This window comes from Microbacterium galbum (genome assembly GCF_032464915.1).
Classification (GTDB): domain Bacteria; phylum Actinomycetota; class Actinomycetes; order Actinomycetales; family Microbacteriaceae; genus Microbacterium; species Microbacterium galbum.
This window is the reverse complement of sequence record NZ_JAWDIS010000001.1, coordinates 792,576-807,605: the sequence shown is the minus strand read 5'-3', so window position 1 is coordinate 807,605 and position 15,030 is coordinate 792,576. Positions and strand designations below refer to the sequence as shown.

Annotated in this window: 18 protein-coding genes; 9 read left to right on the top strand and 9 right to left on the bottom strand. The window is 70.3% G+C overall.

Annotation, left to right across the window (positions count from 1 at the left end):
- Nucleotides 1-72: 72 nt before the first annotated feature.
- Together RWH45_RS03865 and RWH45_RS03860 are read right to left on the bottom strand one after the other, a co-directional pair.
- Complete coding sequence (locus RWH45_RS03865) at nucleotides 73-1,026, bottom strand: response regulator transcription factor (protein WP_315993597.1); 954 nt, start codon at nucleotides 1,024-1,026, stop codon at nucleotides 73-75.
- 145 nt (nucleotides 1,027-1,171) lie between these two features.
- Nucleotides 1,172-2,197, bottom strand: coding sequence for a glycoside hydrolase family 6 protein (locus tag RWH45_RS03860; protein ID WP_315993596.1), 1,026 nt, complete (start codon nucleotides 2,195-2,197; stop codon nucleotides 1,172-1,174).
- Nucleotides 2,198-2,273: 76 nt separating this feature from the next.
- On the opposite strand from RWH45_RS03860, the gene RWH45_RS03855 reads away from it, so the two are divergent.
- Nucleotides 2,274-2,588, top strand: coding sequence for a DUF7882 family protein (locus tag RWH45_RS03855; RefSeq protein ID WP_315993595.1), 315 nt, complete (start codon nucleotides 2,274-2,276; stop codon nucleotides 2,586-2,588).
- Between the two features lie 5 nt (nucleotides 2,589-2,593).
- Here the strand turns inward: RWH45_RS03855 and RWH45_RS03850 are convergent, their stop codons facing one another.
- Nucleotides 2,594-3,049, bottom strand: coding sequence for a MarR family transcriptional regulator (locus RWH45_RS03850; RefSeq protein WP_315993594.1), 456 nt, complete (start codon nucleotides 3,047-3,049; stop codon nucleotides 2,594-2,596).
- A gap of 186 nt (nucleotides 3,050-3,235) precedes the next feature.
- Between RWH45_RS03850 and RWH45_RS03845 the strand changes: the two genes are divergently transcribed.
- Entirely contained in the window at nucleotides 3,236-3,565 is a 330-nt protein-coding gene (locus RWH45_RS03845; protein ID WP_315993593.1) for a DUF7882 family protein, read from the top strand.
- A 27-nt stretch (nucleotides 3,566-3,592) separates the two neighbouring features.
- On the opposite strand, the gene RWH45_RS03840 is transcribed toward RWH45_RS03845, so the two are convergent.
- Entirely contained in the window at nucleotides 3,593-3,886 is a 294-nt protein-coding gene (locus RWH45_RS03840; protein WP_315993592.1) for a sigma-70 family RNA polymerase sigma factor, read from the bottom strand.
- Nucleotides 3,887-4,056: 170 nt separating this feature from the next.
- Here RWH45_RS03840 and RWH45_RS03835 point away from each other — a divergent pair, with 170 nt between their 5' ends.
- From RWH45_RS03835 to RWH45_RS03820, 4 genes are all read left to right on the top strand, one after another.
- Nucleotides 4,057-4,434 (top strand): DoxX family protein, encoded by a 378-nt coding sequence (locus RWH45_RS03835; RefSeq protein ID WP_315993591.1) that lies wholly within the window; start codon nucleotides 4,057-4,059, stop codon nucleotides 4,432-4,434.
- Between the two features lie 7 nt (nucleotides 4,435-4,441).
- Entirely contained in the window at nucleotides 4,442-4,984 is a 543-nt protein-coding gene (locus RWH45_RS03830; protein ID WP_315993590.1) for a 2'-5' RNA ligase family protein, read from the top strand.
- Nucleotides 4,978-5,355, top strand: a complete 378-nt coding sequence (locus RWH45_RS03825) for a PPOX class F420-dependent oxidoreductase (protein ID WP_315993589.1) — start codon at nucleotides 4,978-4,980, stop codon at nucleotides 5,353-5,355. Before RWH45_RS03830 ends, RWH45_RS03825 begins: the two co-directional genes overlap by 7 nt.
- A 106-nt stretch (nucleotides 5,356-5,461) precedes the next feature.
- Entirely contained in the window at nucleotides 5,462-6,379 is a 918-nt protein-coding gene (locus RWH45_RS03820; RefSeq protein ID WP_315993588.1) for a helix-turn-helix domain-containing protein, read from the top strand.
- A gap of 37 nt (nucleotides 6,380-6,416) precedes the next feature.
- Here the strand turns inward: RWH45_RS03820 and RWH45_RS03815 are convergent, their stop codons facing one another.
- From RWH45_RS03815 to RWH45_RS03805, 3 genes are all read right to left on the bottom strand, one after another.
- Complete coding sequence (locus tag RWH45_RS03815) at nucleotides 6,417-7,382, bottom strand: LLM class F420-dependent oxidoreductase (protein WP_315993587.1); 966 nt, start codon at nucleotides 7,380-7,382, stop codon at nucleotides 6,417-6,419.
- 118 nt (nucleotides 7,383-7,500) lie between these two features.
- The gene (locus tag RWH45_RS03810; RefSeq protein WP_315993586.1) at nucleotides 7,501-8,523 is read right to left on the bottom strand and encodes a TerC/Alx family metal homeostasis membrane protein; all 1,023 of its coding nucleotides are present in this window, start codon (nucleotides 8,521-8,523) and stop codon (nucleotides 7,501-7,503) included.
- 243 nt (nucleotides 8,524-8,766) lie between these two features.
- Nucleotides 8,767-9,339, bottom strand: coding sequence for a TetR/AcrR family transcriptional regulator (locus RWH45_RS03805; protein ID WP_315993585.1), 573 nt, complete (start codon nucleotides 9,337-9,339; stop codon nucleotides 8,767-8,769).
- 117 nt (nucleotides 9,340-9,456) lie between these two features.
- Here RWH45_RS03805 and RWH45_RS03800 point away from each other — a divergent pair, with 117 nt between their 5' ends.
- Together RWH45_RS03800 and RWH45_RS03795 are read left to right on the top strand one after the other, a co-directional pair.
- Entirely contained in the window at nucleotides 9,457-12,066 is a 2,610-nt protein-coding gene (locus RWH45_RS03800; RefSeq protein ID WP_315993584.1) for an MMPL family transporter, read from the top strand.
- An 87-nt stretch (nucleotides 12,067-12,153) separates the two neighbouring features.
- A complete protein-coding gene (locus RWH45_RS03795; protein ID WP_315993583.1) occupies nucleotides 12,154-12,369 on the top strand; it encodes a hypothetical protein in 216 nt (71 codons plus the stop codon).
- A gap of 150 nt (nucleotides 12,370-12,519) precedes the next feature.
- Here RWH45_RS03795 and RWH45_RS03790 read toward each other — a convergent pair whose 3' ends face one another.
- The gene (locus RWH45_RS03790) at nucleotides 12,520-13,965 is read right to left on the bottom strand and encodes a glycosyltransferase (RefSeq protein WP_315993582.1); all 1,446 of its coding nucleotides are present in this window, start codon (nucleotides 13,963-13,965) and stop codon (nucleotides 12,520-12,522) included.
- Nucleotides 13,962-14,210 carry a hypothetical protein gene (locus RWH45_RS03785; protein ID WP_315993581.1) on the bottom strand — a complete coding sequence of 83 codons (249 nt, stop codon included), beginning with the start codon at nucleotides 14,208-14,210 and terminating at the stop codon, nucleotides 13,962-13,964. Before RWH45_RS03785 ends, RWH45_RS03790 begins: the two co-directional genes overlap by 4 nt.
- A 120-nt stretch (nucleotides 14,211-14,330) precedes the next feature.
- On the opposite strand from RWH45_RS03785, the gene RWH45_RS03780 reads away from it, so the two are divergent.
- Nucleotides 14,331-15,023: an esterase/lipase family protein gene (locus tag RWH45_RS03780; protein ID WP_315993580.1), complete on the top strand. Its 693-nt coding sequence runs from the start codon at nucleotides 14,331-14,333 to the stop codon at nucleotides 15,021-15,023.
- The last annotated feature ends 7 nt before the right edge of the window (nucleotides 15,024-15,030 follow it).

The following is a 15,030-nucleotide window of genomic DNA, read 5'->3' as shown; positions in this document are numbered from 1 at the left end:
CGCCCGAACGCATCAGAGACACGGATGCCTCGGCCCTGGGGAGGGCCGAGGCATCCGTTATTCGCAGGGGGCTCAGGGCGTGGCCAGCAGCTCCGAGGTCAGGCGGTAACCGACGCCGCGCACGGTCTCGATGTAGCGCGGATTGGCCGGGTTGTCGCCGAGCTTGCGGCGCAGATTCGTCATGTGCGCCTCGATCGCCCTCTTGTCGGCCTCGCCGACGAAGTAGCTCGTGACGTAGGACTCCCCGCGGAGGACGAGCGTGAGATCGGCCTTGCTGCGCACGCGGCGCTTGGACTCCATGAGGGTGGCCAGCAGGTCGAACTCGGTGCGCGTGAGCTCGAGTTCTTCGCCGCCGACGCGGACGAGACGGCTGTCGGGGTCGAGCTGCAGGTCGCGGTGCGCGATCCACGCTCCACCGGTGGGGGTGAGGTCGCCGGCGGCGGGACGGGGCACGAGCTCCGTCCGTGCGGCGGGGGCTACCTGCGCCTCGGCGCGGGGTTCCGGTCCCTGCGACGACGGCACGATCACCGCAGCGCTCGGTGCCGAGGAGGTGACCGGGGGAGTGGTCGCCTCGGGGCGGGGGTTCGGGAAGGAGCGGCCGACGCTGTCCTGCCGAGGTGCGGTGCTCGCGTGAGACTCCCCGCCGCGGGGGCGTCGGAGGAGCGCCTCGATGCGGGCGCGCAGTTCGCGCGGACGGAACGGCTTGACCACGTACTCGTCGGCGCCGGCGCCGAGTCCGAGCACCACGTCGGCCTCTTCCTCGAGGCCGGTCAACATGATGATGTACGTGTCACTCTGCTGACGGATGCGGCGGGCCGCCTCGAACCCGTCGATGCCGGGCATGTTCACGTCGAGGGTGGTGATCAACGGCTGGTAGGCGAGGACCGCGCGGACACCGTCGATGCCGTTTCCGACCGAGACGGTCGAGAACCCGGCGGACTCGAGCACTTCGACGAGGAGGTGACGGATGTCGGGATCGTCTTCGACGATGACCGCGGTCTTCAGCAACTCGGAGCTGTCGCTCATTTCACCCACTCTTCCGGCTTCGCACGGGATCGTGCCCGCGTACTCCCCCGAGACGCGGTGTCGCGAAGCGACGAGCGCAATCTTGACACACTTCCCGACGATGACGACTGACGGGTTGCGCGCGGCGCGGACTGCGGGTGCGCGGTCAGCGCTGGTCGCGCGTGAGTTCCACGGCCGCCGAGGGCCACCAGGTGCCCGCGGTGGGCCCTCCGTTGCACTCGCCGTCGCTCTCGCCGGGCGGCTTGATCCACAGATTCGTGTCGACGACGCCGTCGCCGAACGAGCCGCCGGGGCTGCCCACGAGACGATCGGCCGGGTTGCACCACTCGGACCCCGCGGGGCCGGCGCCGTTGCGGGACGTGTCGATCACGGCGTGCGTGCCGCCCAGCTCGTCGGACAATGCGTGGGCGTAGTCGAACTCGGCCGCCGTGTCCTGGTAATTGGAGACGTTGAGGGCGACGCCGCGCACGTCGGACAGGAGGCCGGTCGCGCGGATCAGGTCGGCCATCTCCTTCACCGGATGCCAGGACGAATGGCCCCCGTCGATGTAGATCCACGTGTTGGTCCCGCGGATGTTGTCGACGGCCTCCTTGAGGTAGCCGGCGCGGTCGGACGGTGTGCCGCACGTCGACGACAGGGCGATGCTGTCGGGCTCGAGCACCACGATCTTCTGAATGTCCGACGCGTTGCCGAGCGCGTCTCCGATGCGCTGCGTCCACGCGCGATACGACTCCGGGTCGAGACCGCCGGCGGAGTGGTTGCCGCAGTCGCGATCGGGAAGGCCGTACACCGCGATGGAGAGGGCGGCATCCTGATCGCGGGCCTCTGCGGCGAGGTGTGCGACGCGGTCCCACACCTCGTCGACGGGGTCGATCTCGGGGGTGAGCCAGTAGGTGGTCGGCTGCGAGGCCAGCCACTGCGCCGCGGCCTGCTCGGTGGCGTCGCCGTCGGGGGCGCTCGCCGCCTGCGCGGCCTTCGATTCGTCGGGCGCCACGATGCGCGTGTCCACGGCGGGCGGGCGGGCGGCCAACGTCTGGAAGAGGGTCGTGACGAGGTTGCCGACGACCGCGATCAGGGCGATGACGGCGACAGCCGCCACCACGGCGAGCGCCACCAGCACGGCGCGGGGAACCCGGCGCCGGGTGCGGAGGGAACGCGGGAGTCGGGGCACGCTGAGCACTCTAGTTGAGGCCCGAGAGAAGCTGTCGAGCAGTAGTTAACCGGGTGGAGCGCGGTACGCTGTCATGGTGGGAAAACTGGTTTACAACACCCTGGGTCACTCGTTCGACATTGAGGATCGAACCCTGTCCCACCTGCGCATGGTGTTCATGAACAAGCTGCGTCGCGGGGAGCCCTTCATGTTCCACTTCCCGCTCGGTGACGGCAGCGGGACGCGCAGCCTGTGGATCTCGCCGTCGATCCCGCTGGTCTTCCACTTCTACGGCAGCCGATCCCCGCAGCTGAATCGTCGATGGATCGACGACCTCATGAACGAGGCGAGCTCGCCCGGGGGCTTGAGCATCACGAACGAGCCCGAGCCGGAGGCGGTCGCGGCGACCTGACGCCGTCAGCGACATTCGGCGTCGACGACTTCGCGAACCCGGTCGAGGAACTGCACGAGTTGACCGGCGGTGTCGGTGGGCAGATCGAGCGCGAACTCCCGGATGCGAGCCGTGACGGGGTCGACGGCATCGGGATCGGCGTCCCGATCCAACGGCATCACGAACTTGCTGCGTCTGTCGGCGGGGTTCGCCTCGAAGGAGATCAGTCCACCGGCATGCAGGCGGTCCAGCATTCCGGTGACGGATGCCGTGGAGATGGCGAGCGACTGGGCGATCTCCGTCGGCGTGATGCGTGCGCCGGCGTCCGCGCGCTCGAGGATGAGGCGCATCGCGGCCCGCGCATTCTCACTCGGACCGCACTCCGTCTGGCGCCGCCGCGCGAGACGGGCTTCGGCGAGGCGGAGGCGTTCGACCGCTCGAGCGGTGGTGGATGCGGGGTCGTGAGCGGTCTCGATCGTCATACGTCTCCTCCGGGTCGGGCCCCCGTGGCGCCATTGTAGTTCGGTCCCCGAGATTCCAGAGGACCGAACTAATTCGCGCCCCCGTCCAACAATTCGATTCCCCTCAGATTCTCCGCGAATTCACTTGGCGATAGTTAGCCAACCTAGTAAAATAATCGAAGATGGCATCCTCGGAAGGAGGAGCTGATGGGCTCACTGTTCTACGGTTCCTCCGAGCGCCCGATCGAGATCCCCGATCGTGTCCTCGCGCATGTGAAGGTCGTCATCGCCACCAAGCTGCGTCGCGGGGAGAGCTTCACGATGTCGTGGCGGCATCCATCGGGTGAGGCGACCGGTCGCAGCACGATCTGGATCCAGCCGTCGATCCCGCTGCGCTTCGTCTTCGGAGCGGTCGAGCCCGAGATGCTCGATCCCGCCCTCCTCCAGACGTACGCCAACTCCGCGAATTCCTCGAGCGGTCTGACCGTCGATCTCGAGACGCACGGCGTGATCGCAACCCCCGTCGACGCTTCCTGAACAGCGACGGTCCACCTGGCTCCGGCCTCAGGCCCGCCCGGATGCGTGCCGATGCGCGATGGCCGACACCCACTGCATACCCGGGCACGGGGGAGCGTCACGGCCGCGCATGCGTTCCCACGCCTCGACGTAGATCCCCTCCAGCAGCAGCTCGGCCTTCGCGGCCACACCCGTCAGCGCGAGCAGGGTGGCGTAGATGCGCGGCGCCGTCGCGTCGTAGAAGGCGACGAATGCGTCGCAGTCGCCGGAGGCGGCCCGAATGAGCAGCGCATCGAGATCCTCCTCGCGGATCGACGGGGATCCGGCGTCTGTCATCGTCATGGGGCACCTCCTCGTCTGACGTGTTCCCAGTCAAGCGCGACGCGTCGTCAGCGGCCGGGGGTTGCGTGAACCGGACCGGTGTCGTAGCGCCCGGTTCGAGGGGGCGAAGAGCCCGGACGTGCGTCGTCAAGCCCGCCGGGGGGCGGACGGTCGCGATCTAGCGTGCTGCCATGAAGACCTTCGTGCGCTGGGCGTTGGCCCTGGCAATGATGTTCGCCGGAATCTCGCACCTGACCTTCGCTCGGCGGGATTTCCAGGCGCAGGTGCCGGATGCCCTCGTAGAGCACGGCCCGCTCGATCGAGACGCGGTGGTCGTGGCCTCCGGAGTGGTAGAGGCGGCGTTCGGGCTCGCGCTCGTCGCGCTGCCGAAGGAGCGTCGCCGTGTCGGCGCCGCTTTGGCGGCCTTCTTCATCGCGATCTTCCCGGGGAACATCGATCAATGGCGCAAGGGGCGGTCGGCCTTCGGCCTCGACACCGACCAGAAGCGGTTCGGACGACTCTTCTTCCAGCCGGCACTGGTGGCGGCGGCGTGGTGGTCGACCCGGTGATCCGGCCGTGAGCGACATCGTCAGTCTGGAGCTCGTCTTCGACGACGAATCCGACGCGGCGATCCGCGGGGAATGGGATGCCCTCGTCGCAGCCGACCTGCCGAGTCAGGCGCGCCACACCGGAGAGAGCAACCGTCCCCACATCACGCTGCTGGTGCGCCCGACCCTCGCCGACGTGGACGGCGCACTGCTCGCGGACGCCCTTCCCCGGGGGATGACCCTCGGGGCTCCCGTGCTGTTCGGCACGGGGCGCACGCGGGTGATCGCGCGCTCGGTGGTCCCCTCGGCCGCGTTGTTGGACTTTCACGCGCGGGTGCACGACCTCGCGGGGGCGGGAGACGACGGCGACCACACGCAACCGGGAGCGTGGACGCCGCACGTCACGCTCGCCCGCCGGGTTCCGCTGGAGCGCCTCGGCGACGCGCTGCGGGTGCTCGCCGCCGACGCCCCCCTCGAGAGGACGGTCCGAGCCGTCGGCATCCGTCGATGGGAGACGGCCACCAAGACCGTGTCGGAGGTCGTCTCGCGTGGCACGCTGGAGGGGTGCTGACCGATGAAGCAATCGCCTTCCTGAGCGAATACCACCTGGCCACCCTCTCGACCCTCGGTCGGTCGGGACGGATCCATGCCGTCCCGGTCGGCTTCACCTACGAGGACGGCGTCGTCCGCGTGATCGGATCGCGTGGGACACAGAAGTTCGTCAACGCCGTCCGCGGCGGGCGCGCCGCGGTGTGCTCGGTCGACGGGGCCCGCTGGATGAGCTTCGAAGGCACCGCCCGCGTGAGTGATGATCCGGATGCCGTGGCCCACGCCGTCGAGCTCTACGCCGCGCGGTATCGCCGGCCTCGTGTGAACCCCGAGCGCGTCGTGCTGGAGATCGTCGTCGAGCGCGTCCTGGGCTCGACGGGGCTGCGGGGCTGACGGGCGGCGCGCCGCCGACGGCGTGCCGCGCTTCCCGCCGCGAACGCGGTACTGTTCACTGTCTCCCCCGGACACAGGTTGGCATCCTCGGTTACGGGAGGACCGGATGACACAGGCACCCCTCGACGGGCGTCTCGACGAGGTGCTGCGCACGCTGGCTCGTCATGTGCGCCGGTTGCGCGAAGAGCGCGGCCTGACGGTACTGACCCTGTCGTTCGAGGCGGGGCTGTCGGAGTCCCGCGTGCGGGCGATCGAAGCGGGCCGCACGACGGCGTCGCTGGCGACGCTGGTCGCGCTCGCCGAGACGTTCGAGGTCGAGGTCGGCGAGCTGTTCGGGGATGCCGTCCCCGCCCCCGCCGAGCCGTCCGTGGCCCCGCAGAGCGCCTACGTGGTTCCCAGCGACGTGGTGTGGGGCGGAGACCTGCCTCCGGCTCCCTGGCTCGAGACCGCGCCGGCCCCTCCCGTCGCGAGCTCGTACGTGGTGCCGAGCGAGGTCGTCTGGGGCGGTGAGCTCCCCGTAGCGCCATGGACGTCTGCGAGAGCCGCGCCGACGATGCCCGAACCGATCGGGGAGTCGATCGTCAACGCCCCTCCCGAGGGGCAACCTCCGCGCGAGCAGGCAGGAGCCGTCGTGCCGGCGACGGAGGTCACCTGGGGCGGAGAGCTACCGCCGGCGCCGTGGACGCCGACCCGCGGGCCGGTCGCGATCGAGGCCGCGCCCACCGGCGCGCCGGAACCGGCTCCGTCAGCGTCCGAGCGTCCGCATTCGCCTCGCCGAGCCGTCGAGGCGAGATCGCCCTACGTCCTGGATGCCTCGGGACCCGTCGCGACGCGCCAGCCCCGCACGTTCGCGGAACTGCGGGAGGGGGCCCTCGCCGGTCGGGAGTTCACGTCGCTGCGGGAATTCGCCATCGCCGCGGTCGTCGAAGGACGCTTCACGGCGGTCGCGGTCGCCCGCGTCTTCCGCCTCCCCGTCTGGCGCCTCGAACAGTGGGTCGCCGAGACGGGACGAATCGGCCGGTGAGCCGCGGGACGCGCCGTCGGGCGCGCCCCGCCGCCGGTCACAGGGCGCGGAGCTTCTCCAGCAGCGGAGCGGCGATCTCGTCGACGAATCGCTGCTGTTGCTCGTCGCCCACCTGGACGATGGCGATGTCGGTGAAGCCGGCATCGATGAAGGGACGCACGCTCTCCGCGAGCTCGTCGAGATCCGGGCCGCAGGCGATCGAGTCGGCGACGTCCTCCGGTCGGACGAACTGCGAAGCCCCCGCGAAGCCCGCCGGCGTCGGGAGGTCGGCGTTGACGGCCCATCCCCCCGCGAACCAGCGGAACTGGTCGTGAGCGCGTGCGATGGCGGCATCCTTGTCGGGATCCCAGCTGATCGGGATCTGACCGATCTTGCGCGACTCTCCGTCGTGGTGGGAATCCCACCCGCTGATGAGGTCGCCGTCGGGCTCCGTGGTGATGAGGTGATCGCCGAGCGGAGCGAAGCGCTCGATGGAGTGCTCGCCGGAAACGGCCACACCGATCGGGACCCCGCCGTCGGGGGCATCCCACACGCGGGCGGAGTCGACGCGGAAGTACTCGCCGTCGTAGGTGACGAGGTCGCCGGTGTGCAGCGCGCGGATGATCTCGATCGCCTCGACGAGCATGTCCTGACGGGCGTGGACCGCGGGCCATCCCTCGCCGACGACGTGCTCGTTGAGGTTCTCGCCGGATCCGAGACCGAGAGTGAAGCGGCCCTCCGACAGCAGCTGCAGCGTCGCCGCCTTCTGGGCGACGACCGCGGGGTGGTATCGGACGGTGGGGCAGGTCACATAGGTCATCAGCTCGACGTCGGTGGTGGCGTGCGCCACGGCGCCGAGAACGGTCCAGGCATAGGGGGCGTGGCCCTGGCTGGTGAGCCACGGCGAGTAGTGATCGCTGGAGACGAGGAAGTCGTAGCCGGCGCGCTCGGCGCCGACGGCGTAGTCGACGAGCGCCCGCGGGCCGCTCTGCTCGGTCATGAGGGTGTAGCCGAATCGCGTCATGTCGGCCACGGTAGGACGACCACCGGAGCGTCTCGCCGGGGTTGCGCTCGTCGGTCGGATGCGGCAGACGACGACGGGCCCGCGGCGACCGCCGCGAGCCCGTCATCGGTTCGGAGGGTCAGTCCTCGGGAGCGTGGATGACCTTCTCGCCGTCGAAGGTCTCGCGCTTCTTCTTCTCGTCGTCGTTCCGGGTCTTGCGCAGGCTCGCGATCGTCGCGACGGCCACCGTGGCGGCGATGAAGAGCAGCGAGAACCAGATCGGGATCTCGGGCACCCAGAGCAGCGGTTCGCCCCCGTTGATGAAGGGGACCTCGTTGACGTGCAGGGCGTGGAACACGAGCTTCACACCGATGAAGGCCAGGATGACGGCCAGTCCCTGCGCCAGGTAGACGAGGCGTTCGAGCAGGCCGCCGATGAGGAAGTACAGCTGGCGCAGGCCCATGAGGGCGAAGGCGTTCGCCGTGAAGACGATGTACGCCTCGTTCGTCAGGCCGTAGATCGCGGGGATCGAGTCCACGGCGAAGACCAGGTCGATGAAGCCGATCGCGATGATGACCAGCAGCATCGGCGTCACGAAGCGCTTGCCGTTCTTACGAACGGTGAGCTTGTCGTCGTTGTACTCCTCGGATACGGGGAGCACGCGGCGGACGAACTGCATGAACTTGCCGTTGGCGGGGTCGCTCTCGCCGTGCGAGAACGCCTGACGGTACGCAAGGAACAGCAGAAGGGCGCCGAAGAGGTAGAAGATCCAGGAGAAGTTCTCGATCAGTGCGGCGCCCACCGCGATGAACGCCCCGCGCATGATGAGCGCGATGACGATGCCGATCATCAGCACCTTCTGCTGGTAGATCTTCGGCACCGCGAACCCGGTCATGATGATCAGGAACACGAACAGGTTGTCGATCGACAGGGCCTTCTCGGTCAGGTACCCGGCGAAGTACTCGCCGCCGTACGTCCAGCCCGACACCACGCCGATGCCGACACCGAACAGCAGCGCGAGCCCGATGTAGAACGCCGACCAGCGGGCGGACTCGGCGATCGACGGCTCATGCGGCTTCCGCACGTGCGCGAAGAACTCGAAGACGAAGAACGCGACCGTGATCGCGATCGTGATGATCCAGATGAGGGGGGTGACGCCCATGGCGGCCTCCAAGGGAGAAAGGTGTACGACAAGACACCAAGGTCTCCTCCACCCGGCGAGACGGGCCGACGTCCCGGGTTCACGATGACGTGGACCGTACTGACGAGATCGTCGCGATGGGAGTACTCCCCTTGCTCCCTCCAGTGTACGGGACGCGGCTGAGCGTTCCCGGTCTGGACGCCGGTCAGCGCCGCGTGGTAGAGATCAGGGTGCTGACGGCCGCGGGGTGGCGAGCGGTGTGCGTCAGCGGCGGGGTGTCGGCGTGCCGATCACGGCGTCGACCAGGTGCAGCATGTCGTCGAAGTCGAACTCCTCACGGCTGAGCGCGCGCAGGATCACGGCGCCGAGGAGGGCGTCGGCCGCCGCGTCGAGTCGAGGTCCCGTCGTTCCGGCCATCGCGGTGGAGAGTCGCTCGACGAGCGGTGCCGCGAGGATCTCCGCGCGCAGTCGTCGACCCGTCTCCGCGCTCCCCGCGGCCGCGGCGACGAGAGAGCGCAGCAACCCCTCGCCGTCGGCGCTGGCCCGTAGCGTGAACAGTCCGTTCAGCCAGGTGGCCAGGTCTCTGCGCGCGTCCCCCGTGTCGGGCAGGTCGCGCTCGCGGCCGAGCAGGCGTCCCTCGAGGATCGCCTCGGCGAGGACGTCGCCCTTGCTCGGCCACCACCGGTAGATCGTCTGCTTCCCCACCCCGGCCCGCCGAGCGATGCCCTCCATGGTGAGGTGGTCGTAGCCGCGCTCGGCGAAGAGGGCCACCGCGGCGTCGAGGATCGCCTGGTGCGCCGCTTCGCTTCGGACCGGTCCGCTTCGCGATAGAACCATGCCCTCATTCTGGGGGATGACGCGGTCGAACAAGACGAGACGGTCCGTGTTATCTTTGCCGGGACTGGTCGGAGCCGACGGTGCTCTTCCGCGTGCACCGCACGAGAGGAACACCGCATGGCCGAACTGCTGCACCGTCTCGGAACCTTCGCCGCCCGGCGCGCCTGGGCCGTGATCGTCGCGTGGGTGGTGATCCTCGGCGTGGTCGTCGGCGGGTTCCTCGTCGGCTTCAAAGGCCTGAGCTCAAGCTTCGACATCCCCGGCACGGCATCCGGCGACGTCATCGCGGAACTTCAGGACGAGCTCCCGGACTTCAGCGGCGCTTCCGGAGCGGTGGTGTTCCGCACGACGGACGGCTCGGCTCTGACGTCCGACCAGAAGAGCGCCATCACCTCTCTCGTCGACTCGTCGAGCGACCTCCCCGACGTCGCCCGCGTCACCGATCCGTTCGCGACCCAGCAGCAGCTCGACGATCAGCGCCAGCAGGTGGTCGACGGCCGCGGGCAGCTCGCCGATGCGCGCTCGCAGGCCGAGTCCGGCCAGCAGCAGCTCGACGCGGGCGCCGCGCAGCTGGACGCCGGTCAGCAGCAACTCGACTCGGCCCGCGCGCAGCTCGAAGCCGCACCCCTCCCGGCCGCACAGAAGCAGGCGCAGCTCGACGCCCTCGACGCGCAGCAGGCGCAGCTCGACCAGCAGCGCAGCGCCCTCGAACAGCAGCAGACCCAGGTGGCCGACGGTCTCGCGCAGATCGCCGCGCAGGAGGCGCAGCTCGACGACGGCGCCGAACTCCTCTCCTTCGCGGACGCCATCCGGCTCGTTTCCGATGACGGATCGACCGCGATCGTCAACGTCTCGTTCGATCAGCCCCGGCTGGAGCTCGCCGAGGCGTCGAAGGAGGCCGTGGTCGAGCACTTCACCGCCGACCCCGTCGCGGGCGTGGACGTCGCCTTCAACACGGAGATCTCCCAGGGCGTGCCCGAGATCCTCGGAGTCGGTGAGGCCATCGGCGTCGCGATCGCGGCGATCGTCCTCGTCGTCGTGCTCGGGTCGCTCCTGGCGGCGTCGTTCCCCATCATCACGGCGCTCGTCGGGGTCGCCATCGGCGCCATGGCGACGCTGTCGTTCTCGGGCCTCGTGCAGATGGCATCCGTCACCCCGATCCTCGGCGTGATGCTGGGACTGGCCGTGGGTATCGACTACGCACTGTTCATCCTCTACCGTCACCGACGGCAGCTGCTCCAGGGCGCGGACGTCGTCGAATCGATCGGTCTCGCCAACGGCACCGCCGGCAATGCGGTCGTGTTCGCCGGGATGACGGTGATCGTCGCGTTGCTCGCGCTCAACATCACGGGCATCCCGTTCCTCGGGCTCATGGGTACCGCGGGCGCCGTCAGTGTGCTCGTCGCCGTGCTGATCGCGGTGTCGCTGACGCCGGCACTCCTGGGCCGCGCGGGGATGCGCGTCCTCGGTCGCGCGGCCCGTGCCCGCGCCGCGGCCGCCGCGGATGCCGCGGAGCACCCCCGTCGCACCGCTCGTACCGCGGTGATCGAAGCCGACGAGCACCCCCGGCGCGCGGCCCGGATCGAGACCGGATCCGTCGCGACGACCGGTCGCCCCGTTCGGCCGATGTCGACGGTGCGCGCGGTGGTCACGATGCTCGTCGCCACGGTCGCCCTCCTCGTCGTCGCCATCCCCGCCCTGTCGATGCGTTTGGGGCTGCCCGACGGAGGGTCCGAGGCGGAGGACTCGACCGCCTACCAGGCCTTCACGTGGACAGAGGATGCCTTCGGTGCCGGCGCGAATGCGCCGCTGCTCGTCACCGCCGCCCTCCCCGGGGGCACCGCCGAAGCCGACGTCCAGGGCCTGCAGCTCGACGTGGCCCGCGAACTGTTCGCGCAGGACGACGTCGCGGCGGTCGCCCCCGTCGCCGTCTCAGACGACCGCACCCTCGCCGCGTTCCAGGTCATCCCCGCCGAGGGGCCGAACGCCGTGTCGACCGAGCAGCTGGTGCGCGACCTTCGCGCGCTGCCGCCCGTGAACGGCGATATCGCCCTCGGCGTGGCCGGAGCAGCGGCGATCAACATCGACATCTCGGAAGGGCTGGCCGACGTCCTGCCGATCTACCTCGTCGTGGTCGTGGGCCTGTCGTTCCTCATCATGGTGGCGGTGTTCCGCTCGCTGCTCGTGCCGCTCATCGCCACAGGAGGCTTCGTGCTGTCGCTGTTCGCGACCTATGGTGCGGTGACCGCGGTGTTCCAGTGGGGCTGGCTCGGCGACCTGTTCGGCGTGCACAATCCCGGCCCGATCCTGAGCTTCCTGCCCGTGATCCTCGTCGGCATCCTCTTCGGGCTCGCCATGGATTACCAGCTGTTCCTCGCATCCGGGATGCGCGAGGCCTGGGCTCACGGCGCGGCGCCGCGCCTGGCCGTCGCCCAGGGCTTCCGCGCGGGCCGCACCGTCGTGACGGCTGCCGCGATCATCATGATCGCGGTGTTCTCCGGCTTCATCGCCTCCGACTCCGTGATCATCAAATCGATGGGACTCGGGCTGGCCCTGGGCGTGCTGTTCGACGCGTTCGTCGTGCGCATGCTGCTCGTGCCGGCGCTCATGCACGTGCTCGGCGGGTCGGTCTGGTGGCTGCCGCGCTGGCTCGACCGCATCGTGCCGAACGTCGATGTCGAGGGCTCCGCCCTCGAGCGGCGTCACCCCGCGCACCACGGCGTCTGAGCATTCCGGGCCGAGCGGCGCAAGCCCCGGTTCCCGGCGGCAGGCAGGGGTCAGGATGCCGTAACACTGTCACCGAGGAGGACGACGATGACCGATCGCGAAGAGACGCAGGACGCCCCCGTCATGGACGGCGCCACGGACGCGGGCGTCGAGGAGAAGAAGGACGGCGCGGAGGAACAGCAGGCGGCGGACGCGGCCGTTCAGGACGGCGCGCCGCAGAACGACATCGTCCCGGGCGACGCCTCGAAGGAGGACCTGAAGGACGACCTCCGCAGCATCCGCGGCTACGGCGAGGACCGCTGACCCGGACGACGACTCCCGTCCGGAGCCGTGTGGGGGACGGGCTCGACGGGCGGGAGTCGTCGGGGACGCCGGATCGGCGTCATCCGCGCCGGCGATGCCGGGGCCGGGTAGAGGCAGCGTACGCCCGCTCGGGCGTGTGCGGCAGGGGTCTCAGCCGATCCGAAGGCGGCGCCGGACGACCTCGCGGATTCGCCAGGTCGCCTCGCGCAGGCGGTGACGCCGTACGGCGCGCGACAGGGTCAGGGCCCACCTGGTGAGCACCCGCGACTCGTCGTAGAGCCGCGCACGCTCCACCGCCTGTCGACGCATCCGCGAGAGCGTCGTCGGATCGAGGGATGCCGCCCGCACGACCGCCTCGGCGAGGGCGTCGACGTCGCCGGCGGGTACCAGCCACCCCGTGCGGCCGTCGAGGATCAACTCACGCGGACCGTAGGGCACGTCGTACGCGATGGGCAGGCACCCCGCCGCCATCGCCTCCGCGACCACGAGCGAGAAGGCCTCCGAGCGGCTCGTCAGCAGAAGGACCGATGCCCGGCGGAGGGCGTCGCGCGCCGTGGGGTCGAAGCCGTGGAAGCGGACGCCCTCGGCGTCGCCCCGTTCCAGACGCGAGCGGTCCGGGCCGTCGCCGTAGACGTCGAGCGTCAGGGACGGCATGCGCTCGCGGGCGCGGGACACGGCATCCACCGCATGCTCCACCCGCTTGATGGGCTCCAGTCGCGCGAGCACGACCGCGCCCTGGCGCGGGCTGCGCGTGTCGACGTCTCCCGCGACGGCGACGGGGTGGGGCACGACGGCCAGAAGGGGCGCGGGGCCGACCTCGCGTCGCACGTCCCCGGCCTGCCGCGCGGTGCAGAACACGACGGCATCGAAGGCGCTCAACCGCGAGAAGACCTCGGCGCGGGACGGGCGGATCGCCGTTCCGTCGTCGGTGCGGTGCGAACCGTGCACGACGTGCAGCACGATCACCCCCGGCCGGCGGTAGCCGGCGGCGAAGCGCGCCATCGCCTTGCTGTCGACGAGGAGGAAGGACCGCTCGCCCGCCGTGAGGCGGTCCAGCCATGCGGCGTAGAGCTGGCGCACCCCGCGCCACACGGCACGGGGGGCCCCGCTCGCGTCGCACGTCACGATGATCCGTCGCGGTCGTGCGGACGAGTGGGGGACGTCCCGACGATCGCTCGCCGCGAGCGTTCCGTCCGGGCGCAGGTGGTCGATCTGCAGCACCGTGCCGTCGGCATCCCTGCGGAGACGGCGCACGAGAACATCGCCCGTGAACTCCTCCTCCGCGTCGGAGGGGAGAGGCGAGAATCCGGCGCCGCTCGAGACCGGACGCCCGCGCAGCTCGTTCTCGCGCAGCCAATCCCACAGGTTGGTGACGCGCACTCCGGCGCCGAGGGCGTCGCGGCGGGTCAGCTCGGCGCTGACCGCGTCGCGGTCGTCCCGGTCGTCGCACGTCAAGATGTGCACCGGCGTCGCCCCTCGACCGGCGAAGAGACGGGACCGCTGCAGCAGCGCGGCGGTCAGCCCGCCGTACTCGCGCGGAACGCCCCAGGTGAGGACGAACTGGCGCCCGGGCGGCAGGATCGTGCCGCGGGTCATCCGGCGTCGTCGGTGGGGATCTCCCCGGCGGCGATCGCGTCGGCGTAGGTGCGAATATCCGGGCCCGGCTCATAGTCGATGAAGCGGTCCTTGATCCGCGCGTTGATCTGCGCGAAGGCCTCGTCCGACGAGAGCCCGTCGTTCTCGCGTGCGATCGCCACGACGGCCTCCCGCAGCACGTTGTCGGCGTCGTCGAGGATCTTCTGCCGTGCGGGCTCGTTCCAGCGGATGTCAGAGATGTCCATGGCCCGAGCCTAGGGGGGCCTCGAGCGCCGAGATCCCGGGGTTGCGCCCGCTGTGCGGGTGTGCGGCACCGTCGCCGCAACCCCGCAGACGGCCCGCGTCCGAGCCCGCAGGATGGGGGGATGCCGATGGATGCCGTGACCGCCGTGCGGACCGGAGCGCGTGACCTCTCGTGGTGGGCGAAGGACTACGCCTACGCCGTGCGAGCGCAGGTGCGCGCGGCCTGGGGGCGTGCAGTCGATGAGGACCTTCGCGAGGGCTCGGGCCGCCCCCTCGTGCTCCTCCCCGGGATCTACGAGACCTGGCGCTTCCTGGAGCCGCTGGCCCGCGCCCTGCACGAGCGCGGACACCCGGTGCACGCGGTCGCGGAGCTGGGCGACAATCGTCGTCCCATCGCCGAGTCGGCCGGTCGCGTCGCGGCTCTTCTGTCGTCCCGCGACCTGCACGACGTCGTCCTCGTGGCCCACAGCAAGGGCGGACTGATAGGCAAGCACCTGATGGCCTTCGACCCGGAGGGGGCTCGGGTGCGGGCGATGGTCGCCGTCGCGACGCCCTTCGGCGGGTCTCGGTACAGCCGCCTCATGCCCACGCCCTCGCTGCGCGCGTTCGCCTCGGGGGATGCCACCATGCGCGCGCTCGCGGCGGCGGCCGACGCGAACGCGAGGATCGTGTCGGTCTACGGCCCCTTCGACCCGCACATCCCCGAGGGCAGCGAGCTCGCCGGTGCCCGGAACGTGGAACTGGCCAGCGGAGGCCACTTCCGCGTGCTCGCCGACCCGCGCGTCATCGCAGAGGTCGTGCGCGTCGCCGAGTGACCGGTCG